27 protein-coding genes are annotated in these 25,199 nt (G+C 61.6%); 15 read left to right on the top strand and 12 right to left on the bottom strand.

Annotated features, from left to right (window positions below):
- Positions 1 to 195: 195 nt before the first annotated feature.
- The 5 genes from rluB to KGB28_RS00885 form a co-directional block, all read right to left on the bottom strand.
- The gene (gene rluB / locus KGB28_RS00865) at positions 196 to 1,416 is read right to left on the bottom strand and encodes a 23S rRNA pseudouridine(2605) synthase RluB (RefSeq protein ID WP_223441217.1); all 1,221 of its coding nucleotides are present in this window, start codon (positions 1,414 to 1,416) and stop codon (positions 196 to 198) included.
- A gap of 295 nt (positions 1,417 to 1,711) precedes the next feature.
- Positions 1,712 to 2,701 carry an SMC-Scp complex subunit ScpB gene (gene scpB / locus KGB28_RS00870; RefSeq protein ID WP_223441225.1) on the bottom strand — a complete coding sequence of 330 codons (990 nt, stop codon included), beginning with the start codon at positions 2,699 to 2,701 and terminating at the stop codon, positions 1,712 to 1,714.
- Between the two features lie 11 nt (positions 2,702 to 2,712).
- Positions 2,713 to 3,471 (bottom strand): segregation and condensation protein A, encoded by a 759-nt coding sequence (locus KGB28_RS00875; protein ID WP_223441299.1) that lies wholly within the window; start codon positions 3,469 to 3,471, stop codon positions 2,713 to 2,715.
- 60 nt (positions 3,472 to 3,531) lie between these two features.
- Positions 3,532 to 4,161 carry an L-threonylcarbamoyladenylate synthase gene (locus KGB28_RS00880; RefSeq protein WP_032829738.1) on the bottom strand — a complete coding sequence of 210 codons (630 nt, stop codon included), beginning with the start codon at positions 4,159 to 4,161 and terminating at the stop codon, positions 3,532 to 3,534.
- 13 nt (positions 4,162 to 4,174) lie between these two features.
- Positions 4,175 to 5,038 carry a PHP domain-containing protein gene (locus KGB28_RS00885; protein WP_223441227.1) on the bottom strand — a complete coding sequence of 288 codons (864 nt, stop codon included), beginning with the start codon at positions 5,036 to 5,038 and terminating at the stop codon, positions 4,175 to 4,177.
- A gap of 87 nt (positions 5,039 to 5,125) precedes the next feature.
- Here KGB28_RS00885 and KGB28_RS00890 point away from each other — a divergent pair, with 87 nt between their 5' ends.
- The 6 genes from KGB28_RS00890 (at position 5,126) to KGB28_RS00915 (ending at position 9,444) form a co-directional block, all read left to right on the top strand.
- On the top strand, positions 5,126 to 5,722 hold the full coding sequence (locus KGB28_RS00890) for a septation protein A (RefSeq protein WP_150724421.1): 597 nt from the start codon (positions 5,126 to 5,128) through the stop codon (positions 5,720 to 5,722).
- A gap of 1 nt (position 5,723) precedes the next feature.
- The gene (locus tag KGB28_RS00895; RefSeq protein ID WP_057715934.1) at positions 5,724 to 6,023 is read left to right on the top strand and encodes a YciI family protein; all 300 of its coding nucleotides are present in this window, start codon (positions 5,724 to 5,726) and stop codon (positions 6,021 to 6,023) included.
- A 123-nt stretch (positions 6,024 to 6,146) separates the two neighbouring features.
- Entirely contained in the window at positions 6,147 to 6,560 is a 414-nt protein-coding gene (locus tag KGB28_RS00900) for a translation initiation factor 2 (RefSeq protein WP_150757648.1), read from the top strand.
- A gap of 7 nt (positions 6,561 to 6,567) precedes the next feature.
- On the top strand, positions 6,568 to 7,245 hold the full coding sequence (locus KGB28_RS00905; protein WP_150724419.1) for a response regulator transcription factor: 678 nt from the start codon (positions 6,568 to 6,570) through the stop codon (positions 7,243 to 7,245).
- Between the two features lie 230 nt (positions 7,246 to 7,475).
- Positions 7,476 to 7,925, top strand: coding sequence for a Spy/CpxP family protein refolding chaperone (locus KGB28_RS00910; RefSeq protein WP_223441230.1), 450 nt, complete (start codon positions 7,476 to 7,478; stop codon positions 7,923 to 7,925).
- Between the two features lie 175 nt (positions 7,926 to 8,100).
- The gene (locus tag KGB28_RS00915) at positions 8,101 to 9,444 is read left to right on the top strand and encodes an ATP-binding protein (protein ID WP_223441233.1); all 1,344 of its coding nucleotides are present in this window, start codon (positions 8,101 to 8,103) and stop codon (positions 9,442 to 9,444) included.
- Positions 9,445 to 9,586: 142 nt separating this feature from the next.
- Here KGB28_RS00915 and KGB28_RS00920 read toward each other — a convergent pair whose 3' ends face one another.
- Positions 9,587 to 10,153 carry an NAD(P)H nitroreductase gene (locus tag KGB28_RS00920; protein WP_223441236.1) on the bottom strand — a complete coding sequence of 189 codons (567 nt, stop codon included), beginning with the start codon at positions 10,151 to 10,153 and terminating at the stop codon, positions 9,587 to 9,589.
- A gap of 121 nt (positions 10,154 to 10,274) precedes the next feature.
- Between KGB28_RS00920 and KGB28_RS00925 the strand changes: the two genes are divergently transcribed.
- Complete coding sequence (locus tag KGB28_RS00925) at positions 10,275 to 11,729, top strand: TrkH family potassium uptake protein (protein WP_223441239.1); 1,455 nt, start codon at positions 10,275 to 10,277, stop codon at positions 11,727 to 11,729.
- Here KGB28_RS00925 and KGB28_RS00930 read toward each other — a convergent pair.
- Positions 11,686 to 12,747: an AraC family transcriptional regulator gene (locus KGB28_RS00930; RefSeq protein ID WP_223441241.1), complete on the bottom strand. Its 1,062-nt coding sequence runs from the start codon at positions 12,745 to 12,747 to the stop codon at positions 11,686 to 11,688. The genes KGB28_RS00925 and KGB28_RS00930 overlap by 44 nt on opposite strands.
- Positions 12,748 to 12,906: 159 nt before the next feature.
- On the opposite strand from KGB28_RS00930, the gene KGB28_RS00935 reads away from it, so the two are divergent.
- Positions 12,907 to 13,218 carry an Mpo1-like protein gene (locus tag KGB28_RS00935; protein WP_223441244.1) on the top strand — a complete coding sequence of 104 codons (312 nt, stop codon included), beginning with the start codon at positions 12,907 to 12,909 and terminating at the stop codon, positions 13,216 to 13,218.
- Positions 13,219 to 13,245: 27 nt separating this feature from the next.
- On the top strand, positions 13,246 to 13,836 hold the full coding sequence (locus KGB28_RS00940; RefSeq protein WP_223441247.1) for an HD domain-containing protein: 591 nt from the start codon (positions 13,246 to 13,248) through the stop codon (positions 13,834 to 13,836).
- A gap of 144 nt (positions 13,837 to 13,980) precedes the next feature.
- Here the strand turns inward: KGB28_RS00940 and KGB28_RS00945 are convergent, their stop codons facing one another.
- The gene (locus KGB28_RS00945; RefSeq protein ID WP_223441250.1) at positions 13,981 to 14,796 is read right to left on the bottom strand and encodes a UDP-2,3-diacylglucosamine diphosphatase; all 816 of its coding nucleotides are present in this window, start codon (positions 14,794 to 14,796) and stop codon (positions 13,981 to 13,983) included.
- A 134-nt stretch (positions 14,797 to 14,930) separates the two neighbouring features.
- Here KGB28_RS00945 and KGB28_RS00950 point away from each other — a divergent pair, with 134 nt between their 5' ends.
- Both KGB28_RS00950 and KGB28_RS00955 read left to right on the top strand, forming a co-directional pair.
- A complete protein-coding gene (locus KGB28_RS00950; RefSeq protein WP_223441252.1) occupies positions 14,931 to 15,689 on the top strand; it encodes a helix-turn-helix transcriptional regulator in 759 nt (252 codons plus the stop codon).
- A gap of 77 nt (positions 15,690 to 15,766) precedes the next feature.
- Complete coding sequence (locus KGB28_RS00955) at positions 15,767 to 16,660, top strand: DMT family transporter (RefSeq protein WP_223441254.1); 894 nt, start codon at positions 15,767 to 15,769, stop codon at positions 16,658 to 16,660.
- On the opposite strand, the gene KGB28_RS00960 is transcribed toward KGB28_RS00955, so the two are convergent.
- The 4 genes from KGB28_RS00960 to recQ form a co-directional block, all read right to left on the bottom strand.
- A complete protein-coding gene (locus tag KGB28_RS00960) occupies positions 16,654 to 16,941 on the bottom strand; it encodes a SelT/SelW/SelH family protein (protein ID WP_223441256.1) in 288 nt (95 codons plus the stop codon). The genes KGB28_RS00955 and KGB28_RS00960 overlap by 7 nt on opposite strands.
- Positions 16,942 to 16,974: 33 nt before the next feature.
- A complete protein-coding gene (locus tag KGB28_RS00965; RefSeq protein ID WP_223441257.1) occupies positions 16,975 to 18,228 on the bottom strand; it encodes a FimV family protein in 1,254 nt (417 codons plus the stop codon).
- A 127-nt stretch (positions 18,229 to 18,355) separates the two neighbouring features.
- Positions 18,356 to 18,790: a MarR family transcriptional regulator gene (locus tag KGB28_RS00970; RefSeq protein ID WP_150724407.1), complete on the bottom strand. Its 435-nt coding sequence runs from the start codon at positions 18,788 to 18,790 to the stop codon at positions 18,356 to 18,358.
- 119 nt (positions 18,791 to 18,909) lie between these two features.
- Positions 18,910 to 21,036: a DNA helicase RecQ gene (recQ, locus tag KGB28_RS00975; RefSeq protein ID WP_223441259.1), complete on the bottom strand. Its 2,127-nt coding sequence runs from the start codon at positions 21,034 to 21,036 to the stop codon at positions 18,910 to 18,912.
- Positions 21,037 to 21,422: 386 nt separating this feature from the next.
- On the opposite strand from recQ, the gene KGB28_RS00980 reads away from it, so the two are divergent.
- The 4 genes from KGB28_RS00980 to lapD all read left to right on the top strand — a co-directional run bounded on the left by KGB28_RS00980 (position 21,423) and on the right by lapD (position 25,188).
- Positions 21,423 to 22,010: a YecA family protein gene (locus KGB28_RS00980; protein WP_007975277.1), complete on the top strand. Its 588-nt coding sequence runs from the start codon at positions 21,423 to 21,425 to the stop codon at positions 22,008 to 22,010.
- Between the two features lie 10 nt (positions 22,011 to 22,020).
- A complete protein-coding gene (locus tag KGB28_RS00985) occupies positions 22,021 to 22,416 on the top strand; it encodes a YbaN family protein (protein WP_223441261.1) in 396 nt (131 codons plus the stop codon).
- Positions 22,417 to 22,517: 101 nt separating this feature from the next.
- On the top strand, positions 22,518 to 23,225 hold the full coding sequence (lapG, locus tag KGB28_RS00990; RefSeq protein WP_223441263.1) for a cysteine protease LapG: 708 nt from the start codon (positions 22,518 to 22,520) through the stop codon (positions 23,223 to 23,225).
- 22 nt (positions 23,226 to 23,247) lie between these two features.
- Positions 23,248 to 25,188 carry a cyclic di-GMP receptor LapD gene (gene lapD / locus KGB28_RS00995; RefSeq protein ID WP_223441265.1) on the top strand — a complete coding sequence of 647 codons (1,941 nt, stop codon included), beginning with the start codon at positions 23,248 to 23,250 and terminating at the stop codon, positions 25,186 to 25,188.
- Positions 25,189 to 25,199: the final 11 nt, after the last annotated feature.

The raw sequence follows: 25,199 nt of genomic DNA on the forward strand, positions 1-25,199 counted from the left end.
GCGGCGACTGACGCCATCGCGAGCAAGCTCGCTCCCACAGGGAAATGAGTTTGCTCGGAGAATCGCGATCAAAATGTGGGAGCGAGCTTGCTCGCGATGGCGTCCTCAAAAACAACACAGACACAAAGCCAGACCAAAAAAAACGCCAACCCGAAGGTTGGCGTTTTTACTTGCAGCTCGCAGCTTACCGCTGCCTCACTCCGGCTTGCGACGCCCAAAACCCGGACGCTGGCCGGAACCGGCCGGTGCGCCACGGCGCTTGCCCGACGGCTTGTCGCCATCGACCAGTTTGATCCCCGGACGCTTCGGCGCCGGCTTGGCCGGGCGCTTGGTGTCGGCCGGGCGATCGGCTACCGGCGTACCACGACCTTCGCCACGCTCGGTACGGCCATTGGCCGGACGTGGCGTGCGCGGACCGCGTTCGCCGTCCTGACGCGCAGCAGGCTTGCGCCCTGGACGCTCGCCTTCGATCTGCGGCTCACGGCTGGCACGAGGCGCGGCAGGTGCGGCGGCTGCGCCAGTGGCCGGACGCAGGGTACGCACGCGCTCGGTCTTGGCCATCGGACGCGACGACTTGCGCTGCATCCGGTCAAGCTTGTCCTTGCTCTTGGCGTTCATCTGCGGCATCGCGACCGGCGTCAGGCCAACCTCGGCACTCAGGATGTCGACTTCGTACTGGCTCATTTCGCGCCAGCGGCCCATCGGCAGGTCGGAGTTGAGGAACACCGGACCGAAACGCACGCGCTTCAGACGGCTGACCACCAGGCCCTGGGATTCCCACAGGCGACGAACTTCGCGGTTACGACCTTCCATCACCACGCAGTGATACCAGTGGTTGAAACCTTCACCGCCTGGTGCCTGCTTGATGTCGGTGAACTTGGCCGGGCCATCTTCAAGGACGACGCCAGCCTTCAGGCGCTCGATCATCTCGTCATCGACTTCGCCACGCACACGTACCGCGTATTCACGGTCCATTTCGTAGGAAGGGTGCATCAGACGGTTGGCCAGCTCACCGTCGGTGGTGAACATCAGCAGACCGGTGGTGTTGATGTCCAGGCGACCGATGTTGATCCAGCGTCCCTCTTTAGGGCGTGGCATCTTGTCGAACACGGTCGGACGACCTTCCGGGTCGACACGGGTGCAGATCTCGCCGTCGGGCTTGTTGTACATGATCACGCGGCGCACCGACTCGGCGGCCTCTTCGCGCTTGATCACCTTGCCATCGATGGTGATGGCGTCGTGCATGTCGACGCGCTGGCCAAGGGTGGCGTCTTTGCCGTTGACCTTGATCCGGCCGTGGCTGATCCAGGCTTCCACGTCACGGCGCGAGCCAACGCCGATACGGGCGAGGACTTTCTGCAGTTTTTCGCCTGCTGGGCCGATTGGCTGGTCGTCTTGCTGGTCGTTGATACTCATCTGGGCACCTCCCGGTGTGGTCTGAAAACTGGGTACTTGGGCGAAGGGATCGCCGAAGGGTCGCGAATCATACGCGCATGAGGGCATTTGCGCATCAGAGACTAGCTGATCAAGGCAAGGTTATTTGTTTTTCCGCTGGCCGGTGGTTCGCAGCTTTGCGGTGAACACAATCCCCCTGTGGGAGCGGGCTTGCTCGCGAAGGCGTCAGGTCAGCCAACAAAGATGTCGTCTGACACGCCCTCTTCGCGGGCAAGCCCGCTCCCACAATGGATCTCCACAGTTCTCAAGATTCGTATCAATCTTCGAATTGGCGGCGTTCTGCTTCGATGGCTTCGGCCAGGGCCTGGGCTTCGGCTTCTTCGTCCGACAGCTCCGGCTCGGGTTTCGGCTGTTCGAGGGCGGCAACAGCGGCCAGGAGTTTTTCCCGGGCTTCGGCAACGCCGAGGATGTCGTCGTCCTGCTCCGGTTCAATGTCCGGCTCAGGCTCGCCTTCCGGTTCAGGCTCGGGCTGTGCCGCTTCGACTTCTGGCTCGATAACCGACTGTTCCGGATCGAACTCAGGCGACACGCCATCACGCAGCAAATCGTCGAAGTCGGTCTTGAGCCCCTCCTCCATGCTGTCCAGCTCCAGCAACAGCGTATGGAAACTGGTTTCTTCCTTCGGCTCTTCCGGCTCGGCGCTGGCGTCGGCCAGCTCTTGCAGGGCTGCGGGCACCGGCGCGTCGTCGAAGTCGAGCACCGGATCCGGTTCCAGCTCGCGCAGTTCCGCCAGTGGCGGCAGGTCGTCGAGGTTCTTCAGGTTGAAGTGATCGAGGAACGCCTTGGTGGTGGCGAACATCGCCGGTTTGCCGGGCACGTCGCGGTAGCCGACGATGCGGATCCACTCGCGCTCCATCAAGGTCTTGACGATATTGCTGTTGACCGCCACGCCCCGTACGTCTTCAATTTCGCCGCGGGTGATCGGCTGGCGATAGGCGATCAGCGCCATGGTTTCCAGCATGGCCCGGGAGTAACGCTGCGGGCGCTCTTCCCACAGACGCCCGACCCACGGCGCAAATTTCTCGCGAATTTGCAGGCGATACCCCGAGGCCACTTCCTTGAGTTCAAACGCGCGGCCATCGCAGGACTTGGCCAGAATCGTCAGGGCCTTCTTGAAGACCGGCGGCTCCGGGCGTTCGCCTTCCTCGAAGAGTTCGAACAGGCTTTCCAGAGATTGCGGCTTTCCCGAGGCCAACAGAAAGGCTTCAAGCAAGGGTGCCAGATCGCGGGGTTCAGTCAGATTCATGTTTCGACTCGTTATTCGGCTCGGGCTCGCACGTGGATCGCGGCAAATGGCTCATTCTGCACCAGCTCGACCAGTGATTCCTTGACCAATTCAAGGATCGCCATGAAGGTCACCACCACCCCCAGACGCCCTTCTTCTGCGGTGAACAGCTCGACAAACGGCACGAAAGCGCCGCCCTTGAGCCGCTCCAGCACATCGCTCATGCGCTCGCGAGTGGACAGCGCCTCGCGGCTGACCTGATGGCTTTCGAACATGTCGCCACGGCGCAACACCTCGGCCATAGACAGCAGCAACTCGGAAAGACGCACGTCTGGTAGCAGCTTGCGCGCCCGAGCTTCCGGGGCGTCAAGCTTGGGTACCACCACATCACGGCCAACGCGACTCAGGCCGTCGATGCCTTCGGCGGCAGCCTTGAAACGCTCGTACTCCTGCAAGCGGCGGATCAGTTCGGCGCGCGGGTCTTCCTCTTCGTCTTCAACGGTTTCGGCCCGTGGCAGCAGCATCCGCGACTTGATCTCGGCCAGCATCGCGGCCATCACCAGGTACTCGGCGGCCAGTTCCAGGCGCACCGACTGCATCAACTCGACGTAGCCCATGTACTGGCGAGTGATTTCCGCCACCGGGATGTCGAGGATGTTGATGTTCTGTTTGCGGATCAGGTACAGCAGCAGGTCGAGCGGGCCTTCGAACGCCTCGAGAAAGACCTCGAGGGCATCCGGCGGGATGTACAGGTCCAGCGGCATTTCCATGACCGCCTGGCCATAGACCATGGCGAAGGGCAGCTCCTGCTGGGCTCCGGCCTGACTGTCGACGGGCTCTACTGCGGACATCTAGGCCTCGACCATGAACGGCGCAGGGTCGCCGCAACCAACGCGAATGACTTCCGGCTCGCCGTCGGCGAGGCTGATCACGGTGGACGCCTTGATCCCGCCGAAACCGCCGTCGATGATCAGATCGACCTGGTGTTCGAGCAACTGGCGCATTTCGTGCGGGTCGCTCAACGGATCTTCATCGCCAGGCATGATCAGGGTCACGCTCATCAACGGTTCGCCCAGTTCAGCCAGCAGCGCCAGGGCAATCGGGTGGCTCGGCACACGCAGGCCGATGGTGCGTTTCTTCGGGTGCAACAACAGCCGTGGTACTTCGCGGGTGGCGTTGAGAATGAAGGTATAGGGTCCCGGCAGATGGGCCTTGAGAATTCGGAACGTGCCGGTATCGATCTTGGCGAACAGGCCCAGTTGCGACAGGTCGCTGCAGATCAGCGCGAAGTTGTGTTTTTCATCCAGCTGTCGCAGGCGCCGAACGCGCTCCACGGCCACCTTGTCGCCGATCTGGCAACCTATGGCGTAGGAAGAGTCCGTGGGATAAATCACCACCCCGCCCTTGCGAATGATTTCGACTGCCTGTTTGATCAGGCGCGCTTGCGGGTTTTCCGGATGAATCTGGAAAAATTGACTCACATTCTCTACCTGTTCAGACGGCGGCAATAACTGGGTCATGTTTGAATCGACACCATAGCGGCGGCAGATCCTCCGGGAGTGGCCGGTATTCACCGATCTCCGACCAGCCTCCAGGGCCATGAAAATCACTGCCGGCGCTGACCAGCAGACCGAACTCGCGGGCCAGAATGGCCAGGCTGCCCACTTGCTCGGCAGGCTGGTAACCATTGACCACTTCGATGGCGTGGCCCCCTGCTTGAATATAGTCGGCAATCAGACGACGTCGCTTGCTTCGGGTGAATTCATAGTGCCATGGGTGTGCCAGGCTGACCCAGGCCTTGGCGGCGCGCAGGGTTTCAACGGTTTCCTCCAGGGTCGGCCAGTGTTGCTTGACGTCGCCCAGCTTGCCGGCGCCCAGCCATTTGCGAAACGCCTCGGCGCGATCCTTGACGAAACCTTCACGCACCATCCAGTCGGCGAAATGCGGGCGGGCCGGCGCGTTACCGCTGTCGCCCAGTTCCTGCTGGATCTGCCGGGCGCCATCCAGCGCCCCCGGCATGCCTTTGAGCGCCAGTTTGCGGCTGATTTCCTCGGAGCGTAGCCAGCGGCCATCATGCAATCTGGCGATGGCCTCGACCAACGGCGCGGCGCTCACGTCAAAACCGTAGCCCAGGACATGAATGGTTGCGCCGCCCCAGGTGCAGGACAATTCGACGCCATTGACCAGTTGCATCCCCAGCGCGGTGGCCGCGTGCCGGGCCTCGTCGAGGCCCTCAAGGGTGTCGTGATCGGTCAAGGCCAGGACTCGCACGCCTTTCTCGAACGCCCGCGCCACCAGAACCGCAGGCGCCAGGGCGCCATCGGAGGCCGTGCTATGGCAGTGCAAATCAACATTCACAGGGCTTTGTAACCTCAAATCAGCTGGCGCTATCGCGCGCCCATATGTTTGTTATTATGCCGCCACATCCTGCTTCTGGCTGCCACTGTGAAACAATTCATCGATTTCATCCCGCTCCTGCTGTTTTTCATCGTCTTCAAAATCGATCCACGGGTCGTCGACATCGCCGGTCATGAGGTCACTGTAGGCGGTATCTACAGCGCCACCGCGATGCTGATCGTCAGTTCCCTGGCGGTCTACGGCACACTGTTCATCAAGCAGCGCAAGCTGGAGAAGAGCCAGTGGCTGACCCTGATCGCCTGCCTGGTCTTCGGCAGCCTGACCCTGGCGTTCCACAGCGAGACGTTCCTGAAGTGGAAAGCCCCGGTGGTCAACTGGCTGTTCGCCCTGGCGTTCATCGGTAGCCACTTCGTCGGTGACAGCCTGCTGATCAAACGCATCATGGGCCACGCGCTGACCCTGCCGGAGCCGGTCTGGACGCGCCTGAACATCGCCTGGATCGCCTTCTTCCTGTTTTGCGGTGCCGCCAACCTGTTTGTCGCGTTCACCTTCCAGAGCTACTGGGTCGACTTCAAGGTCTTCGGCAGCCTGGGCATGACTTTGCTGTTCCTGGTCGGCCAGGGCATCTACCTGTCCCGCCATCTGCACGACGCCGATACCACATCGCCTAAAACCGAGGACTGACATGCTTTACGCAATCATTGCCACAGACGTCGCCAACTCCCTGGAAGCCCGCCTGGCCGCACGGCCTGCACACCTTGAGCGCCTGCAAGTGCTCAAGGGCGAAGGTCGCATCGTATTGGCCGGCCCACACCCGGCGATCGACAGCAATGATCCGGGCGCTGCGGGTTTCACCGGCAGCCTGATCGTCGCCGAATTCGACTCCCTGAGCGCTGCCCAGGCCTGGGCCGACGCCGATCCGTACATCGCCGCAGGCGTCTACGCCAACGTGCTGGTCAAGCCGTTCAAGCAAGTCCTGCCGTAACTTTCTTCTTTCAACTGCCCCCACGCGGTGAACCATATCGGTTCATCGCGTTCTCAATCGCTCATTATTCTCGTTTGCCGGCCGACAACTTTCCCAATACTCGTATTGGAACCAGGAGTCGCCATGCGCAAGGGTCCGTTGTGTCTAATGTTGGTCACGTTGTCGATCGGGGCGCCCGCCCACGGTGAAGAATACGCCGAGGGTGGCAATTCGACGCCTCTGTCCTTGAGCGCCGGCAGCCAGATCACCGAACTGCAACAACGCTTGAAAGAAAGCGAACGGCAACGGGAAGATCTGAACAAGCAATTGCAAACTGCCGATAGCGAACGCGAAAGCCCGCTGCTGGCCCGGTTGCGCCAGGAGAACCAGCGTTTGAAGCTGCAACTCAAGGAAGCCCAGGCCAGCAGTCCGCTGCCGCGCCTGCTGACCGACCAGCAACAATGGTTCGTCATTGGCGCCGGGGTAGCGCTATTGGCTCTGCTCTGCGGTATCTTCGCCAGTGGAGCAAGTCGAAAACGTCGACAATGGCTAAATTGAGTGAGTCATGAGCGAGCTGTTACTTATTGATGATGATCAGGAACTGTGTGAGCTCCTGAGCAGTTGGCTGAGCCAGGAAGGGTTTCAGGTACGTGCCTGTCACGACGGCCAGAGCGCACGCCGCGCGCTGGCCGAAACCGCCCCGGCGGCCGTGGTGCTGGATGTGATGTTGCCCGATGGCAGCGGCCTGGAACTGCTCAAGCAGTTGCGCAGCGATCACCCGGATTTGCCGGTGCTGATGCTCTCGGCCCGGGGCGAACCCCTGGACCGTATCCTCGGCCTGGAGCTCGGCGCCGACGATTACCTGGCCAAGCCCTGCGATCCACGGGAACTGACCGCCCGCCTGCGCGCAGTCCTGCGCCGTAGCCACCCGGCAGCGGTGTCCAGCCAGATGCAACTGGGCGACCTGTGTTTCAGCCCGGTACGCGGCGTGGTCAGCATCGACGAACAGGAGTTCACCCTCACCGTCTCCGAAAGCCGCCTGCTGGAAGCCCTGCTCAAGCAACCCGGCGAGCCCCTGGACAAACAGGAACTTGCGCAGATCGCCCTCGGCCGCAAGCTGACCCTGTACGACCGCAGCCTGGACATGCACGTCAGCAACCTGCGCAAGAAGATCGGTCCACACCCCGATGGCCGACCGCGCATCGTCGCCCTGCGCAGCCGCGGTTACTACTACAGCTTGTAGGAGCGAGCTTGCTCGCGATGGAGTTGAACGATTACGCATGTTGTCTGGAAAAACGCGCTGCCTGTGAGTTCATCGCGAGCAAGCTCGCTCCTACAGTCACCCGGACGTTCTGTCAGGATCGCTGAAACTGTCTTTACCCAAGCTTTACCCTCCGCTGACTGCCGCTGACCTTGATCTGCGTAATCTGAACTCATCCGGAACGTACCGGGAACGAGACAAGGAGATACACCATGCGCAAGACTCTTATCGCTCTGATGTTCGCTGCTGCCCTGCCGACCGTTGCCATAGCCATGCCTGAAGGCGCTGGCCCGATGGATGGGTCGATGGACGGTTCGCGCCACGGCGGTCAGATGCACGGCATGCACGGCAAAGGCCCGTACAGTGAACTGGACCTGAGCCGCGAACAGCGCGAGCAGATCCGCAAGATCATGGGCGAGCAGATGCACGAGCGTAAGCAACTGGTCGATAAATACCTGGAGAAACTCTCGCCAGCCGACCAGAAAGCCATGAAGGACGAGATGGCCGCTAACCACAAGAAGGCTGAAGCGGACGTGCGCGCCTTGCTGAAACCGGATCAACAGAAGAAATTCGACGAGATCCAGAAAAAACAAGCTGAACGCCGCGCCGAGTGGACCGAGTTCAAGGCCTGGAAAGCGCAACAACCGCAAAAGGCGCAATAATGCACTAACCCCGGACCCAGCGGTTTTTCACCGCCGGGTCTGGCACCACACAATTCACTGTGGGAGCGAGCTTGCTCGCGATAGCGTCAGCACGTTCAACATCAACGTGACTGAAAGACCGCCATCGCGAGCAAGCCCGCTCCCACATGGATTGACGTTTGTTCGAGGATTTCCTGTGCGTTCATTGTTCTGGCGTATCCTGGCCAGCTTCTGGCTGGCCATCGCTCTGGTTGCAGGGCTTTCCATCCTGCTCGGGCACATGCTCAACCAGGACGCCTGGATTCTCAGCCGCCACCCGGGCCTCAACACGCTGGCCGAAGAGTGGACGCAAACCTACGAAAGCCAGGGCGAAGACGACGCCCAGGACATTCTCCAGCAACGCAAACGCCAGTATCACATCGACGTTCAGGTGCTTAACGAAAGCGGCGATCCGGTGGTGCGCGGTACCTTTCCCAAACGTGCGGCGGCCTTTGAGGCGCGCCAGAACAACGATGACCGGCGCCTGCCATGGCGGCGTCTGACCGATGAGTTCACCAGCGAAAAAACCGGTGACACCTACCTGTTCATCTACCGCATCCCGCATCCGGAACTGAACGCCTGGCACCGCGAGAGCCTGCTCTGGCCGCTGAGTGCCCTGGGAATTGCCCTGGTGGTGCTGACCCTGTTCAGCCTGCTGGTGACCTTTTCCATCACTCGCCCGCTCAGCCGTCTGCGTGGCGCGGTGCATGACCTTGGCCAAACCACGTATCAACAGAACAGCCTGGTCAAACTGGCCAACCGTCGCGACGAGTTCGGCGTCCTGGCCAACGACTTCAACCGCATGGGCGCGCGCCTGCAAAGCCTGATTGGCAGTCAGCGGCAACTGCTGCGGGATGTTTCCCACGAACTGCGCTCGCCCCTCGCCCGCCTGCGTATCGCGCTGGCGCTGGCCGAACGAGCCACCCCGCAAGAACGGGAACAGCTGTGGCCGCGCCTGACCCGTGAGTGCGACCGGCTGGAAGCGCTGATCAGCGAAATCCTGGTACTGGCGCGGGTCGACTCCGATAACGCCAGTGCCGAAGAGGTGGACCTGAACGCCTTGCTCAATAGCCTGCAAAAGGATGCGCAACTCGGTTCACCCGAGCAGCTCGTCCACCTCGAAGCCGAGTCGCAACTGAATCTGAAGGGCTGGCCGACCATGATCGAACGGGCCGTGGACAATTTGCTGCGCAATGCCCAGCGCTTCAATCCGGTGGGTGGCCTGCCGATCGAAATGCAGGCGCTGCGTCAGGGGGAGCGGATCGTCGTGACCGTGCGCGATCACGGACCGGGGGTCAGTGCCGAATATTTGAACCAGCTCGGTGAGCCGTTCTATCGGGCGCCGGGGCAGACCGCGGCCGGACACGGCCTGGGCCTGGCCATCGCCCGACGCGCGGCGGAGCGACATGGCGGCAGCCTGGTGCTGGCCAATCACCCGGAAGGCGGGTTTATTGCCAGCCTGGAATTGCCGTTGGTGCCGGGGGCTGTCGTACAACCCTGAGCCTGGACCGACACGACAGGATCAAGCGACACCAAACCAATGTGGGAGCGGGCTTGCTCGCGAAAGCAGCTAACTATTCAACATCTATGTTGGATGACAGACTGCTTTCGCGAGCAAGCCCGCTCCCACAGGTTTTGCGGTGTCAGGCTTTACCGGGCCAGGCGCTGACGAACTCGGCCAGGTCGACTTTCTCGGCCACACGCGGTTCTTTCTGCGGTGTGCCCAGATACAGGAAGGCAATCACCTCTTCCCCCTCCGCCAGGCCCAACCCCTTGGCCACATGCGGCGAGTAAGCCAGGTCACCGGTACGCCACACCGCGCCAATGCCCTGCGCATAGGCCGCGAGCAAAATCCCGTGGGCCGCACAGCCCGCCGCCAGCACCTGCTCGGACTTCGGATATTTGACGTGATCCTGCACGCGAGCGATCACTACCACCACCAATGGTGCCCGCAGCGGACCATTGCGCGCCTTGTCGATGGCCGCTTCGCTGACTTCGCTGTCCAAAAGTTTCGCCGCTTCGGCCAGCAACTCACCCATTTGCTCACGCGCCGCGCCTTCCACCGTCAGGAAACGCCAAGGCTGCAAGTGACCGTGGTCCGGGGCGCGCATGGCGGCGCCGAACAGCACCTCGCGCTGCTCGGCAGTGGGTGCAGGGTCAATCAGTCGTGGAACGGAAACACGGTTGAGCAAAGCGTCGAGAGCCTGCATCGGCCACCTCCTGAAAAATTTGTGCGGCTATTCTAGCTGTAACTGTCGCAGCAGTGCCGGTTTACATGCCCTGCCCCGCAGGTAGAATGGCGCCCTTTCCACTATCAGCCGAGCGGACCTCATGGCGTTGCCGACCTTACGGATCATTGGTTTCATCATCGGCATCTTCCTGATCACGCTGGCGATCTCCATGGTCGTGCCCATGGCCACGCTGGTCATTTTCGACCGCACCAGCGATCTGCCGTCGTTCCTCTGGGCCAGCATGATCACCTTTGTCGCCGGTTTGGCGCTGGTGATTCCGGGGCGCCCCGAACACATTCACCTGCGCCCCCGGGACATGTACCTGCTGACCGTCAGCAGTTGGCTGGTGGTGTGCATCTTCGCCGCGCTGCCGTTCCTGCTGACCCAGCACATCAGCTACACCGATTCATTCTTCGAAAGCATGTCCGGCATCACCGCCACTGGCGCAACCGTGCTCAGCGGCCTGGACACCATGTCCCCCGGCATCCTGATGTGGCGCTCCCTGCTGCACTGGCTTGGCGGCATCGGCTTCATCGGCATGGCGGTGGCGATTCTGCCGCTGTTGCGCATCGGTGGCATGCGGCTGTTCCAGACCGAATCGTCGGACCGCTCGGAAAAAGTCATGCCCCGCTCACACATGGTGGCGCGACTGATCGTGGCGGCTTACGTCGGCATTACCATTGTCGGCAGCCTGGCGTTCTGGTGGGCCGGAATGAGCCCGTTCGATGCGGTCAACCACGCGATGTCGGCGATTTCCACCGGCGGCTTCTCCACCTCCGACCAGTCTTTGGCCAAGTGGCCGGAGCCTGCGGTGCATTGGGTCGCGATCGTCATCATGATTCTCGGTGCCCTGCCGTTCACCCTGTATGTCGCCACGTTGCGTGGTAACCGTCGGGCGCTGATCAAGGATGAACAGGTTCAAGGCCTGCTCGGCATGCTGCTGGTGACCTGGCTGGTGCTCGGCACCTGGTACTGGTGGACCACCCAGCTGCATTGGCTGGAGGCGTTGCGGCATGTGGCACTGAACGTGACGTCGGTGGTGACGACAACCGGTTTCGCGCTGGGGGACTACAGCCTGTGGGGCAATTTCTCGCTGATGCTGTTCTTTTACCTGGGGTTTATCGGCGGTTGCTCCGGCTCGACCGCGGGCGGGATCAAGATTTTCCGCTTCCAGGTGGCCTATATCCTGCTCAAGGCCAACCTTAACCAGCTGATTCACCCGCGCGCGGTGATCAAGCAGAAGTACAACGGTCACCGCCTCGACGAAGAAATCGTGCGGTCGATCCTGACCTTTTCGTTCTTCTTTGCAATCACCATCTGTGTCATCGCACTGCTGCTGTCGCTGCTCGGCGTGGACTGGATGACCGCCCTCACTGGCGCAGCCAGTACCGTGTCCGGTGTCGGCCCGGGGCTCGGCGAAACCATCGGCCCGGCGGGCAACTTCGCCACCCTGCCGGATGCCGCCAAGTGGATTCTCTCGTTCGGCATGTTGCTGGGCCGGCTGGAGATCATTACGGTGTTTGTGCTTTGTATTCCGGCATTTTGGCGTCATTGACCGCTTCAGCTGATTGCATCAGCCGCATCCGGTACTCGCCGGGTGTGGCATCGAACCAGCGGCGGAAAGCACGGAAAAAGTTGCTCGGATCGGCAAACCCCAGCAAGTAGGCAATTTCCAGCAAGGTCATGCTCGGTTGCGCCAGATACTGCTCGGCCAGCTCGCGCCGGGTATCGTCCAGCAGCACCTGAAAACTCGTGCCCTCTTCCTGCAAGCGCCGCTGCAAGGTGCGCTGGGACAGATGCAGCGTCTGCGCCACGGTGTCGCGCTTGGGCTCGCCTTGGGGCAGCAGGCGGCACAACACCTGCCGCGCCTTGTGGGTCACGCGGCTTTCGGAAAAGCGCGCCAGGTACTCGCCGGCAAAGCGGTCATGCAGCAATGCCATGGCCTCGTTGGCCGTCGGCAGCGGGGCTTCCATATCGGCGCGTTCGAAAATCAGCGCATCGTAAGGCGCGTTGAACACCAGCGGTGCATGGAAGGCTTGTCTATAGGGTTCCAGGTTGGCCGGCTCGGCACCTTGCAACAACACTTGGCGTGGTTGCAACGTACGCCCGGTCAACCAGCCGCACAGCGCCAAGGCACAGGCCATTGAAGCTTCGGCGCTTTGTCGGGTCGGCGGCAGATGGTCGCCATGCACCATCAGAATCAACGCGTAGCCTTCCTCCAGCAGCTGGAAACTCAGGTCGGCACTTTCGGCGATGATCCGCTGATAGCGCACCAGTCGCTGAAAGCCTTCGGCCAGGGTCTGGCTGGACATCAAGGCGTAGCCGGTCACATGAAACTGCGCCGGTCGCACCACTTTGCCCATATTCAGGCCGATGGCCGGGTTGCCGGACAGCTCGACCGCGCGCTGCCACAGCCGTGTCATGGAATCTTGCGGGAAGCGTGCATCCGGATCATCCAGTGCCGCGTAGTCGAGCCCCAGCTGTTTGAACAGAGCCCGGCAATCCAGGCCGTCCATCTCCAACGCTTTGACAATCCCCATCGCCCAGCTTGCAGAAGTCGTTCGTTCGCTCATGGCGTTTTCTTACATGGTGGCGGCATGCTACGGCTATTGACCGAAGGATACTAAAGTGGCGCCTATTGTCAGTGGCTGATGCCATTGATCACTCTAGACTCAAATAAGCTACCCGCAGAACAACTTGCAGCAAGAACAATAACCACAGAGATCGCAGTCGTGGAAAACGTCAAACGATTCAACAGCTTCGCTGAGTTCTATCCTTACTACCTCAGCGAGCACAGCAACAGTACCTGCCGCCGTTTACACTTTATCGGCACGACCCTGGTTATCTTGATTCTGTCGCTGACCATTGGTCGCGGAGCATGGATGCTGTTGTGGGCGCTGCCACTGGCAGGCTACAGCTTTGCCTGGGTCGGGCATTTCTTCTTCGAGAAGAACCGCCCGGCAACGTTCCAACACCCCTTCTATAGCCTGCTCGGCGATTTTGTCATGTACCGGGACATGGTTCTGGGGCGCGTACCGTTCTAGCTGACATCCGTCACAAGAGAGTTGCCCATGAATGCCAATGCCCGCTTCACCCACATGAAGGACGGCACACAGGAAGACTGGGCGATCATCGCCGCGGACTTCAGTGCCTACGCAAGACAATTGCCTGCACGGATCGTGGCGCACCTGAAGTTGCTGGAGGGGGATTTTGGCGGCTTCCCGGTGGATCGCCTGACCCACTCCCTGCAAACCGCCACCCGCGCCTGGCGCGATGGCCGCGACGAAGAGTACGTGGTCTGCTCCCTGCTCCACGATATCGGCGACACCCTGGGCACCTACAATCACCCGGACATCGCGGCGGCGATCCTCAAGCCGTTCGTCAGCGCCGAGAACTTGTGGATGGTGGAAAAACACGGGATTTTCCAGGGCTACTACTTCTTTCATCACCTGGGCATGGACCGGCATTTGCGTGAGCAATTCCAGGACCATCCGCAGTACCAGGCGACCGTCGAATTCTGCGCCAGATACGATGCGGCGGCGTTTGATCCAGCGTACGACACACTGCCGTTGAGTTTTTTCGAGCCAATGATGGAGCGCTTGTTTGCGCACCCCAGGAATTCGATTTACAAGGCGGCGATGGAAGAGCAATCACCAGCCTGACAGATCCGGAGGGACCGCTTCGCGGTCCATTCGCGGGCAAGCCCGCTCCCACAGGTTTATCAGGCGGTCACAAATCTTGTGCTCACCTTCGCCCACTGTGGGAGCGGGCTTGCCCGCGAAGAGGCCAGCACAGACACCGAATGATCAGGCCAGCTCCGCCACCCTGGCCGCCTTCAACTGCGCCTCGCGCGCCTGGGCATCCGCCAGACGATACAACTCGATCGAACCATCCCAGTGCTCGATCAGCGCGGTGCACGACTCCACCCAGTCGCCGCAATTGAGGTAGTCCACCTCGCCGACCTTGCGAATCTCGGCATGGTGAATGTGCCCGCACACCACGCCGTGCAGCTCGCGCTTGACGCATTCATGGGCGATGGCTTCTTCGAAGTCGCTGATGAAGCTGACCGCGCTTTTCACCTTGTGCTTGAGGTAGGCCGACAGCGACCAGTAGCCGTAGCCATATCGCGCGCGCCAATGATTGAGCCAGCGGTTGAGGGTCAGGGTGAATTCGTAGGCCGAGTCACCGAGAAACGCCAGCCAGCGATGGTATCGGGTGATCACATCGAACTGGTCGCCATGGATCACCAGCAAGTGCCGGCCGTCGGCGGTGACGTGCACGGCTTCGTCGACCAACTGGATGTTGCCCAGGATAAGCTTCGAATAGCGGCGCAGGAATTCGTCGTGGTTGCCGGTGACGTAGATCACCTCGGTGCCGCGCTTGCTCATGGTCAGCAGGCGACGGATCACGTTGGTGTGCGCTTGCGGCCAATACATGCCGCCGCGCAGTTTCCAGCCGTCGATGATGTCGCCGACCAGGTAGATCTTGTCTGCGTGGTAGCTCTTGAGAAACTGCGACAGGTGTTCAGCCTGGCAATCCCGGGTGCCCAAATGCACGTCGGAAATCCATAAAGTCCGTACGCGTTGTTTACGGGTGGGTTTGGCGAGCTCGGCGCTGGTCATGGGCAACCCTCTGGCAAGTTTTGCCAAGTCTGCCCCGGCCCGGTTAATGGTCCATGACAGCGTCAAGTCAGTCCTGTGACAGCGCTTGTTGGCCCGCTCGGTGTAGACTGACGCCCTGAACCGGGAGACCTGCGATGAGACCGATCCTCACGCTTCGCCAATACAGCCACGACCTGATCGTCCACAGCCACGAACACGCGCAACTGGTGTTCGGGCTTTCGGGCGCGCTGGATTTCGAGGTCGATGGCCGTGGTAGCCAGGTGGTGCAGCAGAGTTTCGTGGTGGTGCCTTCCGGAGCGCATCACGCGTGTGGCAGCGCCAATGGCAGCCGCTGCCTGGTGCTGGATGTCCCCGGCGAGCAATGGGTTGCCCAGTCGTTGGGCGATCACGCCGAGTCCAGCCGACGCCTGCTCGACAACGCCGGGCGCCTGCCCCTGGACGCCGGGCAAAGCCAATTGGTCAGTTGGCTGGCGAACAGTCCGGTCGATGATCCGCTGATCGCTCAACAAGGCGCGGTGCTGTTGCTGGCCAGTCTCAACAACGCCAGGCCCGAGGCCGTCGGTGGTCGGCGCCTGCCCTATGCGGCGCTGAACGCGCACATCGATCAGTACGCGGCGTATCCGCTGCAAGTGGCCGACCTGGCCCGGATAGCCGGCCTTTCCAGCGCCCGTTTGCATGCGCGGTTCGTGGCCGAATGCGGGCAGACGCCGATGGACTACATCCGCAGCCGACGCCTGCACATTGCGGTGGGCTTGCTGCGTAGCTCGGCGCTGCCCATCGGCGAGATTGCCAGCCGTGTCGGCTACAGCTCCCAGAGTGCCTTCGCGGCGGCGGTGCTGCGCGAGTTCGGGGCATCGCCCGGAAAACTGCGGCGCGAGGCTGGCGACAAATAACGCGAGTTTGCCGACAGACGTGATGGGCCATTACGCGCTTCAATGAGGTCTCTGTTCGTTTGTCGTTAAGGATTGCAATGACTCCCCGTACCGCCCTTGGTGCCTTGCATATCGGCGCATTGATGTTCGGCCTGACCGGCGTGTTCGGCAAACTGGCTGCCGCGTCTCCGGCGATCATCGTTTTCGGCCGTGCCGCGTTTGCCGTGCTCGCGCTGGCGTTTTTTGCACGGTTCGCCAGCCAGACGCGCTGGCAGAAACTCGAGGCGGTGGACTGGCGCCGACTGGTGCTCAGCGGCTTGTTGCTGGCCGGGCACTGGGTGAGCTTCTTCATTGCGGTGAAAGTCGCCGGCGTGGCGATTGCGACGCTCGGTTTCGCCAGCTTCCCGGCCTTTACCGTGATCCTCGAAGGGCTGATCTTCCGCGAGCGCATTCGCGCCAATGAGATCGTGCTGGTACTGCTGGTGAGTGTCGGCCTGGTGCTGGTCACGCCTGATTTTGACCTGGCCAGCGGCGCCACCACCGGCCTGCTGTGGGCCGTGGGTTCCGGGTTGTTGTTCGCCCTGCTGTCACTGACCAACCGTGCCAGCTCCGGGCGGGTCCCGCCGGTACAGGCGGCGCTGTGCCAGAACGTGGTGGTTGCCCTCTGCCTGCTGCCGGTGGCGGCGCCTCAATTGAGCGAAGTGCGCGCCATCGACTGGCTGTGGATCGGCCTGCTTGGTGTGTTCTGTACCGGTGTCGCCCACAGCCTGTTCGTCGCCAGCCTCGCGGTGATCAAGGCTCGCACTGCCGCCGTGGTGTTCGCCCTGGAGCCGGTCTACGGCATCACCGTCGCCTGGCTGCTGTTCAACGAAAACCCGACCCTGCGCATGTTGCTGGGGGGCGCGCTGATCATTGTGGCGATTGTGGTGTCCAGCCGGTTCTCGAGTGGCACAAGCAAGAAAGCCGTTGCAGCCGAGGCCGCGTCTCACTGAGTGCGGTCGTTGTGCCCCAGGTCGCGGTCCGGGTCGATCAGGTCGCGGACCCGCTGCTTGAGCACTTTGGCCTCGGGGAAGCCACCGTCCGCCTTGCGCTCCCAGATCTGCACGGCGTCACAGTAGATATGAAAGACCCCGCCGGTGCCCGGCACCAGGGAGACTTTGCCCAGGTCATCACCAAAGGTGCTGAGCAGTTCCTGGGCCAGCCAGGCCGCACGCAGCAGCCACTGGCATTGCGTGCAATAGGTGATGATGATTTCCGGTTTGCTGACGGTCATGATGGGACCTGACTCCAGAGTTTGACGACGCCGCTATGATAGCCCGACCGGAGGCTGCCGAGACGGCGAAGCGAACTGCGCCTCCAACTCGAACGCAGGCTCGATCATGGCCAGAGCAGCCGACTGCTGGTTCTCGTTTGGGCTGATCACGTCCCAACTCGACACCATGGACAACTCCTCCAGGTTGAGCCGGTACTCATCGTCAGCGGCGGATTCGCCGGATATCGCCAAACCCGGAACCACCGCCACGGCAGCAGCGACCGGAATGGAAAGATGGTTATCGACCCGCTCAAGCTCATCGTTGGCCGGCACCCCGTCGCGATGCACAGTGGACGGTTGCATGACGGTGGGCCACGTCACTGGCTCGGTAAAGAGCTCAGCCAACGGTTCATGCTGCGACGGCAGCGCCTCTGATGCTGTGGCTTGGTGCTGCTGGCGCTGGCGGCGAACAATCCAGCCCAAGGCCAGCAACGCCATCAGCGCCGACACACCGGCAATCGGCAGCCAGCCGATCCCGGGGTTTTCAGCAATGGCGGGGGTTGGCGCCACGGTGTCGGATGCAATGGGTTGCGCCTTTACCTTCTTGAGTTCTGCCAGCTGGGTTTGCAGCTCGGCCAACTGTTTTTTCTGGTCGGTGATCAGCTCATCCTGGCCTTGAAGCTTCGCGTTGAGCTCATCGGCAGTGGTTTGCAACCTGTGGTTTTGCAGGGTGCTGGCGGCCAGTTGTTCGACAGCGGGATCAACCACGGCGACGTCCGGTTCTGGCGTCGTCCTTGTCACGGGTGACGGCGCCACGACCGGTTGAACACGGGGGAATGCGGACGCCGGGGAACGGGAAACCGCTTCATCGGCGGCGGGAACAACTCCCGACGAACCCGGCGGATCGATCAGTACCGTGTACTCACGCAGCAATCGCCCATTAGGCTGATTGAGCTGCACGAGGAAATTCAGGAAGGGTTCACTGACCGGTTTGCTGGAGGTCACCTGGATCACGTTGCGATTACCACGCAGGACCGGGGTGAACTTCAGGTTGTTGAGGAAAAATGCCCGGTCGACCCCGGCACGGCTGAACTCGTCTGCCGTTGCCAGGTTCACCGACAGTTCGTTCTCCTCCAGGCCAGCGGCATCCACCAATGCGATATCGGCACGCAGCGGTTGATTCAGTGCCGAATGCAGGGTGATTTCACCCAGGCCCAGCGCAGGTGCCCATGCCGAGTAAGTGACTGCGGCCCCGGCCAGCAACCACTGAGAACCACCGCGTAAAACCAATCGCCAACACTTGAGCATGAGCATCCTTGAGATCTACAGAAACCGTCCGCACGGGTTCGTACATCCGTTACGAACACGATATTGCCGAGTAGTTCTTATAGTCTGCCCAATGCGGTCTCTCAAAAGCCTGGCGTTCGGTTATGCCTCAAGACTTTTCAAGGTTGCCCAGGATGTGCCCGTGAACCCGCATGCACACCTTCAAATCCGCCTCATCGACGCCTTCGAACAGTTCGTGACGCAGTTGCGTGGCAATGGTTTCAATTTGTTCGATCAGGGGACGCGCCGGGGCGCAGAGCACGATTTTCTTCGCCCGACGGTCTTCCAGCACTGCCTGGCGTTGCACCAGGCCCTGGCTTTCCAGGCTGTCGAGTAAACGGGCCAGGGTCGGGCCTTCGACGCCGACGCTTTGTGCCAGCTCACGCTGGGTCGGTGCTTCATCGAAACGCGCCAGGTGCAGCAGCACCAGCCAGCGCGCCTGGGACAAGCCCATGCCCGCCAGTCGGCGGTCCAGTTCGGCACGCCAGCCACGGGACATCTGGGCCAATTGCATGCCAAAGCGGTGTTGATCGGTTAACGGCATAAAACACTCATGATTAGACTGAAATAAATAAAAACTAATTATTAGTCAGCTAAGCATGAGCCTAGACTTGAGGCAAGGCTTGATCTGTACTGAATCGTTACATCAGCACTACAGATGTCTCAAATCTCGAACTCCGACTGCAACGCCGCCCGAACGCAGTACAACACCCCTTCCGGAACCCTGCCTGCGAACAACGCGGCGATCTCGGAAACCGGCGGCAACTCGCCTTCGCCGTCGAGGAAGGCGTCCTGGACTTCGCCCATCAGGTCTTCAGGCAGATCCAGTGCCTGCTCCAACGACAACTGCTGCTTGCCAATCGCTTCGGCCAGCATGGTGTAGACGTTCTTTTCCGAGCACTGCAACTGACCGGCGATCTGCACCGGCGTCATCCCGGCCCGCGCCAGAGTGATCAGTTCATGACGCACGTCGGCCACCGGTTTCGGCGCCTCGACCTGGCCGCCGAGCACTTCGAGGAAGGCCTCGCCGTAGCGCTCCAGCTTGCGCGCGCCGACGCCGCTGACCGTGGCCATTTCCGCCAGCGAGGTCGGCTGGCTGCGCAGCATCTCCAGCAAGGTCGAGTCGGGGAAGATGACGTACGGCGGCACACCATGTTCTTCGGCGAGCTTGCGACGCAGGGCGCGCAAGGCTTCCCATTGTTCGCGTTCCTCGCCACGGACCAGTTGGCTCGCCTGGCTCTTGCTGCTTTTCGCCACGGTTTGCGCCTTGAGATCGCGGCGCAGCTCCAGGGTCACTTCGCCCTTGAGCAACGGCCGGCAACTGTCGCTCAGGCGCAAGCCGCCGTAGCCTTCGAGGTCGATGTCCGCCAGACCACGGGCCACCAGTTGGCGGAACAACGAGCGCCATTCGCCCTCCGCCATCGCCTTGCCGACACCAAACACCGACAGGTGCTGATGGCCAAAGTTGCGGACCTTTTCGTTGTCCTTGCCGAGCAGTACATCCACCAGGTGCCCGACGCCGTAGCGCTGCCCGGTGCGGTAGATCGCCGACAGCGCCTGACGCGCAGGCTCAGTGGCATCCCAGGTCTGCACGCCGTCGACGCAGTTGTCGCAATGCCCGCAAGGCTCGGGCATGTCTTCGTCGAAGTAGGCCAGCAGCGTTTGCCGACGGCAGCGGGTTTCTTCACAGAGCGAGAGCATGGCGTCGAGCTTGTGTTGCTCCAGTCGTTTGTGGCGCTCGTCGCCTTCGGAGTTCTGCAGCATCTGCTTGAGCATCACCACGTCTTGCAGGCCGTAGGCCATCCAGGCATCCGCCGGCAAGCCGTCACGGCCGCCACGACCGGTTTCCTGGTAATAGGCCTCAAGGGATTTCGGCAAATCGAGATGCGCGACGAAACGCACGTTGGGCTTGTCGATGCCCATGCCGAACGCCACCGTCGCAACCATGATCAGGCCTTCCTCATTGAGGAAGCGTTTCTGATGGTAGGCCCGCAGATCGTTGGGCAGACCGGCGTGGTACGGCAGCGCCGGGAAGCCTTGTTCGCTGAGGAACGCAGCGACTTCCTCGACTTTCTTGCGCGACAGGCAATACACGATGCCCGCATCGCTACGGCGCTCGGCGAGGAACGCCAGCAACTGCTTGCGCGGCTGTTCCTTGGGCACGATGCGATAAAAGATGTTCGGCCGGTCGAAGCTCGACAGGAAGCGCTCGGCGTCTTGCAGGTGCAGACGGGTGACGATTTCTTCCCGGGTGCGCTTGTCGGCCGTGGCGGTCAGGGCGATGCGCGGCACGTCGGGGAACATTTCCGCCAATTGGCCCAGTTGCAGGTATTCCGGGCGGAAATCGTGGCCCCATTGCGACACGCAGTGTGCTTCGTCGATGGCGAACAGGGCGATGTCCAGCCCCTGCAGGAAGGACAGCATGCGCGGCTGGACCAGACGTTCCGGTGCCAGATAGAGCATTTTCACTTCACCGCGGCGGATGCGGACGGCAAGATCACGCTGCTGCTCGGCGCTGAGGGTGGAGTTCAACGCGGCGGCCGCCACGCCCAGCTCTTCGAGGGTGGCGACCTGATCGTCCATCAGTGCGATCAGCGGCGAGACCACCACGGCCAGGCCTTCGCGCAACAGCGCCGGGACCTGGAAGCACAGGGACTTGCCGCCACCGGTAGGCATCAGGACCAGGGCATCGCCGCCACTGGCCACGCGCTCAATGATTGCACCCTGGCGGCCACGGAAACTGTCGTAGCCGAAGATGTCCTTGAGGACGCGTTGAGCCTGTTCGAGCATAGAAACTCCAAAAATCACCAAAACATCCCTGCAATGCTGGTTCAGAACCCGCGATGCTGCACCGACAAATCGTAAGTGCGCATTGCATGACGCTTCACATTTCAGCCGTAACGCCAGCAGGGCATTACAAAACGCGCGAGTATACCCGAGCGCTGTCCGGCAAAGGGCACCGCTGATAAGACTCACACAATCGGACTGTGGGAGCGGGCTTGCTCGCGAAGAGGGAGTGTCAGTCGACATTAATGCAGCCTGGCACACCGCCTTCGTCGGAACGCCGCCCGGAGCAAGTCCGCTCCCACAAAGGTGCAAATATGCCGTGCGGCTGGCCCAAGTGCTCAAGAAGGCCTAGAATTCCCGCATCGAACATTCCCCAAGGTAGTCCTTTAATGTCCTTCGCTGAGCAACTAACCCGCCTGCAAGTCTTCCTCGATGCTGATGAACTGCATGACGAGGCGCTGGACTACGTGGCCGCCCACGGCTACCTCACTGCGCTGTCGATCTGTTCGGAAGTGGTCCCGGACCGTGAATGGATCGATGCTCTCTTCGCCGAAGAGCCGCACTACAGCGGCGAAGCCCAGCGCGAAGAGATCGAAGCCACGCTGATCGGCCTCAAGGCCCACATCGCCCGCCAACTGGCCTCCGACGAAGAGTTCGAGCTGCCGTGCGACCTCGACCTGGGCGACGACCCGGATGATTCCGAACTGCGCGGCTGGTGCATCGGTTTCATGGAAGGCGTGTTCCTGCGCGAAGAAGCCTGGTTCGAAACCGCCGAAGACGAAGTCAGCGAAATGCTGCTGCCGATCATGGTCGGTTCGGGTCTGTTCGACGAGCAACCGGAGTTCTCCGACATTGCCGCCGACGCCAACCTGATGGACGACATGATCGTACAGATCCCGGAAGCCCTGACCGCGCTGTACCTGCTGTGCAACGCGCCAGACGAAAAACCGGCGATTCTCAAGCCTCGCCACCACTAAGGCTCTGCCTATGGACAACCCCATAGGCAACCGCCCCCTGATGTTGCGCTACGGGCTGCTGGCCATCGGCTGGCTGAGCGTGGCGCTGGGGGTGATCGGGATTTTCCTGCCGGTATTGCCCACCACCCCTTTCCTGCTACTGGCGGCAGCCTGCTTCGCCCGCAGTTCCCCGCGCTTTTATCAATGGCTGGTTGAACATCCACGGCTTGGCCCCTGGATCCGCGACTACCTCGACGGCAACGGCATCCCGCTCAAGAGCAAGGTCTACGCCATCAGCCTGATGTGGGCGAGCATCCTGCTCTCCTGCTACCTGGTGCCGTTGCCCTGGGCACGGGGCTTCATGCTGACCAGTGCGGTACTCGTGACGATCTACATCCTCAAGCAGAAAACCCTGCACAAATCCTGAAGTCGCCCTTGGCCATTTGTGGCTAGCCCCGTCCGACGACCTGCCCTGTGGCGCCCAAAACACCACCTAAACTTCACAAACCTACACTCGAGCAGCCAGACATGGCCCGCAGTCTGCGTAGTCCAGGATGGCCAACGCTCCGACTTCGGCTCGGCGGCGGGTTGCTGCTGGCGGGTTTGCTACTGAGCGTATTCAACGGGGTACGGGCCGATTGGGATTTTGCGCAGATTCTGCAAACCGTTGAACAACGCTACGGCCCACTGGGGCCGGCGCGGGGTCGGATCGAGGCGTGGAGTCAAATGCTGCAAAGTGCACGCGGCGCGACCGAACGCGAGCAGCTCAACGCGGTGAACCGCTTCTTCGATCAGCAGCTGAACTTCCAGGACGACACGCGCATCTGGCAACAAACCGATTACTGGGCCACGCCCGTCGAAGCCCTGATCAAGGGCGCCGCCGATTGCGAGGACTACGCGCTGGCGAAGTATTTCAGCCTGCGCCGACTCGGCATTCCCAGCGAAAAACTGCGCATCACCTACGTCAAGGCCCTGAGCCAGAACCAGGCGCACATGGTGCTGACGTTCTACAGCACCCCCACGAGCGACCCACTGGTGCTGGACAACCTGATCGGCGATATCCGCCCCGCGTCCCAACGCAATGACTTGCTGCCGGTGTACGCCTTCAACGCCGAAGGCCTGTACCTGCCGGGCAAGAACGGCGGCCAGCGCAGCAGCGACTCGAAAAAACTGTCGCGCTGGCAGGACGTGTTGAAAAAGATGCAGGCCGAAGGGTTCGACATCGGCGACGGCTAGCCGCCTTGGCAAGGAGCGAAGCATGACACTGCGTAAACAGTTGTTCCTGGCCATCTGCCTGTTCCTGCTGGTGGCGTTCAGCGGCAGTTTTTTTGCCAGCATGGAAAGCTCCCGCGAACAAACGCTTAGCCAACTGCGCGCCCACGCCCAGGACGCGGCCACCGCGCTGGGGCTGTCGCTGACGGCGCAGGTCGATGACCCGGCAATGATGGAGCTGATGGTCAGTTCGATTTTCGACAGCGGCTATTTCAGCAGCATCCGCGTCATCAGGCTCAAGGATCAGCAAACCCTGGTGGAACGCAGCGCACCGACGAAAATCGACGGTGTGCCTGACTGGTTCGTCAACCTGGTCGACCTGCGCCCGGAAGGTGGCGATGCCTTGATCATGCGCGGCTGGGAACAACTGGCACGGGTCGAAGTGCTGAGCAATCCGCAATTCGCCCTGGCCAGGCTCTGGGACAGCACCCTCGGCAGCCTGATCTGGTTGCTGTTGTGCGGGCTGTTCAGCGCCGTGATCGGAGGATGGATGCTGCGCCGGCAATTTCGCCCACTCGACAGCATGGTCCGGCAAGCCGAGGCCATCAGCAAACGCGAATTTCTCAGCCTGCCGAAACTGCCGCGCACACCGGAATTGAAACGGGTGGTGCTGGCGATGAACCAGATGGTCGAGAAGCTCAAGGCGCTGTTCGTCGAGGAGGCTGCACGCAGCGAAAAACTGCGGGCCGAATCCTATCTGGACAGCCTCACCGGCCTGGCCAACCGGCGTCTGCTCGACGAGCAACTGGCCGACCATTTACGCGTGTGCGAACAGAGCCGAGATGGCCATTTGCTGATGTTGCGAATCAACGACCTGAACGGCCTCAACCAACGCCTGGGTGGCCAACGGACTGACGCGCTGATCACTGCCGTGGGCGAATTGCTCAAGCGCCTGACTCAATTGCCGGAGCGTCGAACCTGGCTGGCGGCGCGCAATCGTGGCGGCGAATTCAGCCTGCTGACACCGGGCCTGGACGCTGAAAGTGCCGCACGCCTGGCCGCCGATGTCAGCGTCAGCCTGGAGAACCTGCGCCTGACCGGCGCCAGCGATTGCATGCCCGTGGCCCATCTGGGCGTTGTCGCCTACCGCCCCGGTGAGCCGATCAGCACCGTACTCCTGCGCCTTGATCAGGCAGTGACGGAATCCCGGCAACATCCCGAACGACCCTGGGTTTATTTGAGCCATCGTGACACGGCGCCGAATCACTCTCAGCACGACTGGCGCACCTGGATCGACGACGCCTTGACCGAAGGCAAAATGCAGCTGTACTTCCAGCCCGTCGTGCAATGCGCCGACACCCGCCAGGTGCTGCATCACAAAGTGCTCGCACGCCTGCTCGACCCACAGGGCGAGGCGATTGCCGCCGGGCATTTCCTGCCGTGGATCGAGCGTCTCGGCTGGTCGGCACGCTTCGACCTGGCGATGCTCGAAGCCACGCTGGACGACCTGGTAGTCAACCGCAGGCCCTTGGCACTGAGCCTGTCCGGAAGCACCCTGCGCGACCCGCTGCAATGGCGAACAATCCTCGACCTGCTCGACTCCCTTCCCGAACTGGCGCCGCTGCTGACCCTGGAAATCGACGAGCGACAGTTGCCGTCCCCCGAAGTGCTGCAGAACCTTTGCAGCACATTGCTCAAGACCGGTTATCGAATCGGCCTGCAACACTTTGGCGGGCGCTTCAGCCAGATCGGCAACCTGACCCAGTTGGGCTTGGCGTACCTGAAAATCGATGGGGCTTACATTCGCAACATCGACGAGCAGCCTGTCAAGCGGCTGTTCATCGACGCAATCTTTCGCGCGACCAACAGTATTGATTTGCCGCTGATTGCGGAGATGGTCGAGACGCCAGGGGAACTGGAGATCATCCGGGAGTTGGGTGTGTTCGGGGCGATGGGGCGGTTGATCGGGGCGCCGAAGCCAACGTAGCAAGGCAGCCT

The sequence above is a fragment of the Pseudomonas sp. BF-R-19 genome (assembly GCF_019956445.1).
GTDB lineage: Bacteria > Pseudomonadota > Gammaproteobacteria > Pseudomonadales > Pseudomonadaceae > Aquipseudomonas > Aquipseudomonas fluorescens_BH.

Coding starts and splice junctions, on each gene's coding strand:
- rluB (WP_223441217.1), bottom strand. CDS start 1,416: ATGAGTATCAACGACCAGCAAGACGACCAGCCAATCGGCCCAGCAGGC.
- scpB (WP_223441225.1), bottom strand. CDS start 2,701: ATGAATCTGACTGAACCCCGCGATCTGGCACCCTTGCTTGAAGCCTTT.
- KGB28_RS00875 (WP_223441299.1), bottom strand. CDS start 3,471: ATGGTCTATGGCCAGGCGGTCATGGAAATGCCGCTGGACCTGTACATC.
- KGB28_RS00895 (WP_057715934.1), top strand. CDS start 5,724: ATGCTTTACGCAATCATTGCCACAGACGTCGCCAACTCCCTGGAAGCC.
- KGB28_RS00900 (WP_150757648.1), top strand. CDS start 6,147: ATGCGCAAGGGTCCGTTGTGTCTAATGTTGGTCACGTTGTCGATCGGG.
- KGB28_RS00905 (WP_150724419.1), top strand. CDS start 6,568: ATGAGCGAGCTGTTACTTATTGATGATGATCAGGAACTGTGTGAGCTC.
- KGB28_RS00910 (WP_223441230.1), top strand. CDS start 7,476: ATGCGCAAGACTCTTATCGCTCTGATGTTCGCTGCTGCCCTGCCGACC.
- KGB28_RS00920 (WP_223441236.1), bottom strand. CDS start 10,153: ATGCAGGCTCTCGACGCTTTGCTCAACCGTGTTTCCGTTCCACGACTG.
- KGB28_RS00925 (WP_223441239.1), top strand. CDS start 10,275: ATGGCGTTGCCGACCTTACGGATCATTGGTTTCATCATCGGCATCTTC.
- KGB28_RS00930 (WP_223441241.1), bottom strand. CDS start 12,747: ATGAGCGAACGAACGACTTCTGCAAGCTGGGCGATGGGGATTGTCAAA.
- KGB28_RS00940 (WP_223441247.1), top strand. CDS start 13,246: ATGAATGCCAATGCCCGCTTCACCCACATGAAGGACGGCACACAGGAA.
- KGB28_RS00945 (WP_223441250.1), bottom strand. CDS start 14,796: ATGACCAGCGCCGAGCTCGCCAAACCCACCCGTAAACAACGCGTACGG.
- KGB28_RS00950 (WP_223441252.1), top strand. CDS start 14,931: ATGAGACCGATCCTCACGCTTCGCCAATACAGCCACGACCTGATCGTC.
- KGB28_RS00955 (WP_223441254.1), top strand. CDS start 15,767: ATGACTCCCCGTACCGCCCTTGGTGCCTTGCATATCGGCGCATTGATG.
- KGB28_RS00960 (WP_223441256.1), bottom strand. CDS start 16,941: ATGACCGTCAGCAAACCGGAAATCATCATCACCTATTGCACGCAATGC.
- KGB28_RS00965 (WP_223441257.1), bottom strand. CDS start 18,228: ATGCTCAAGTGTTGGCGATTGGTTTTACGCGGTGGTTCTCAGTGGTTG.
- KGB28_RS00970 (WP_150724407.1), bottom strand. CDS start 18,790: ATGCCGTTAACCGATCAACACCGCTTTGGCATGCAATTGGCCCAGATG.
- recQ (WP_223441259.1), bottom strand. CDS start 21,036: ATGCTCGAACAGGCTCAACGCGTCCTCAAGGACATCTTCGGCTACGAC.
- KGB28_RS00980 (WP_007975277.1), top strand. CDS start 21,423: ATGTCCTTCGCTGAGCAACTAACCCGCCTGCAAGTCTTCCTCGATGCT.
- KGB28_RS00985 (WP_223441261.1), top strand. CDS start 22,021: ATGGACAACCCCATAGGCAACCGCCCCCTGATGTTGCGCTACGGGCTG.
- lapG (WP_223441263.1), top strand. CDS start 22,518: ATGGCCCGCAGTCTGCGTAGTCCAGGATGGCCAACGCTCCGACTTCGG.
- lapD (WP_223441265.1), top strand. CDS start 23,248: ATGACACTGCGTAAACAGTTGTTCCTGGCCATCTGCCTGTTCCTGCTG.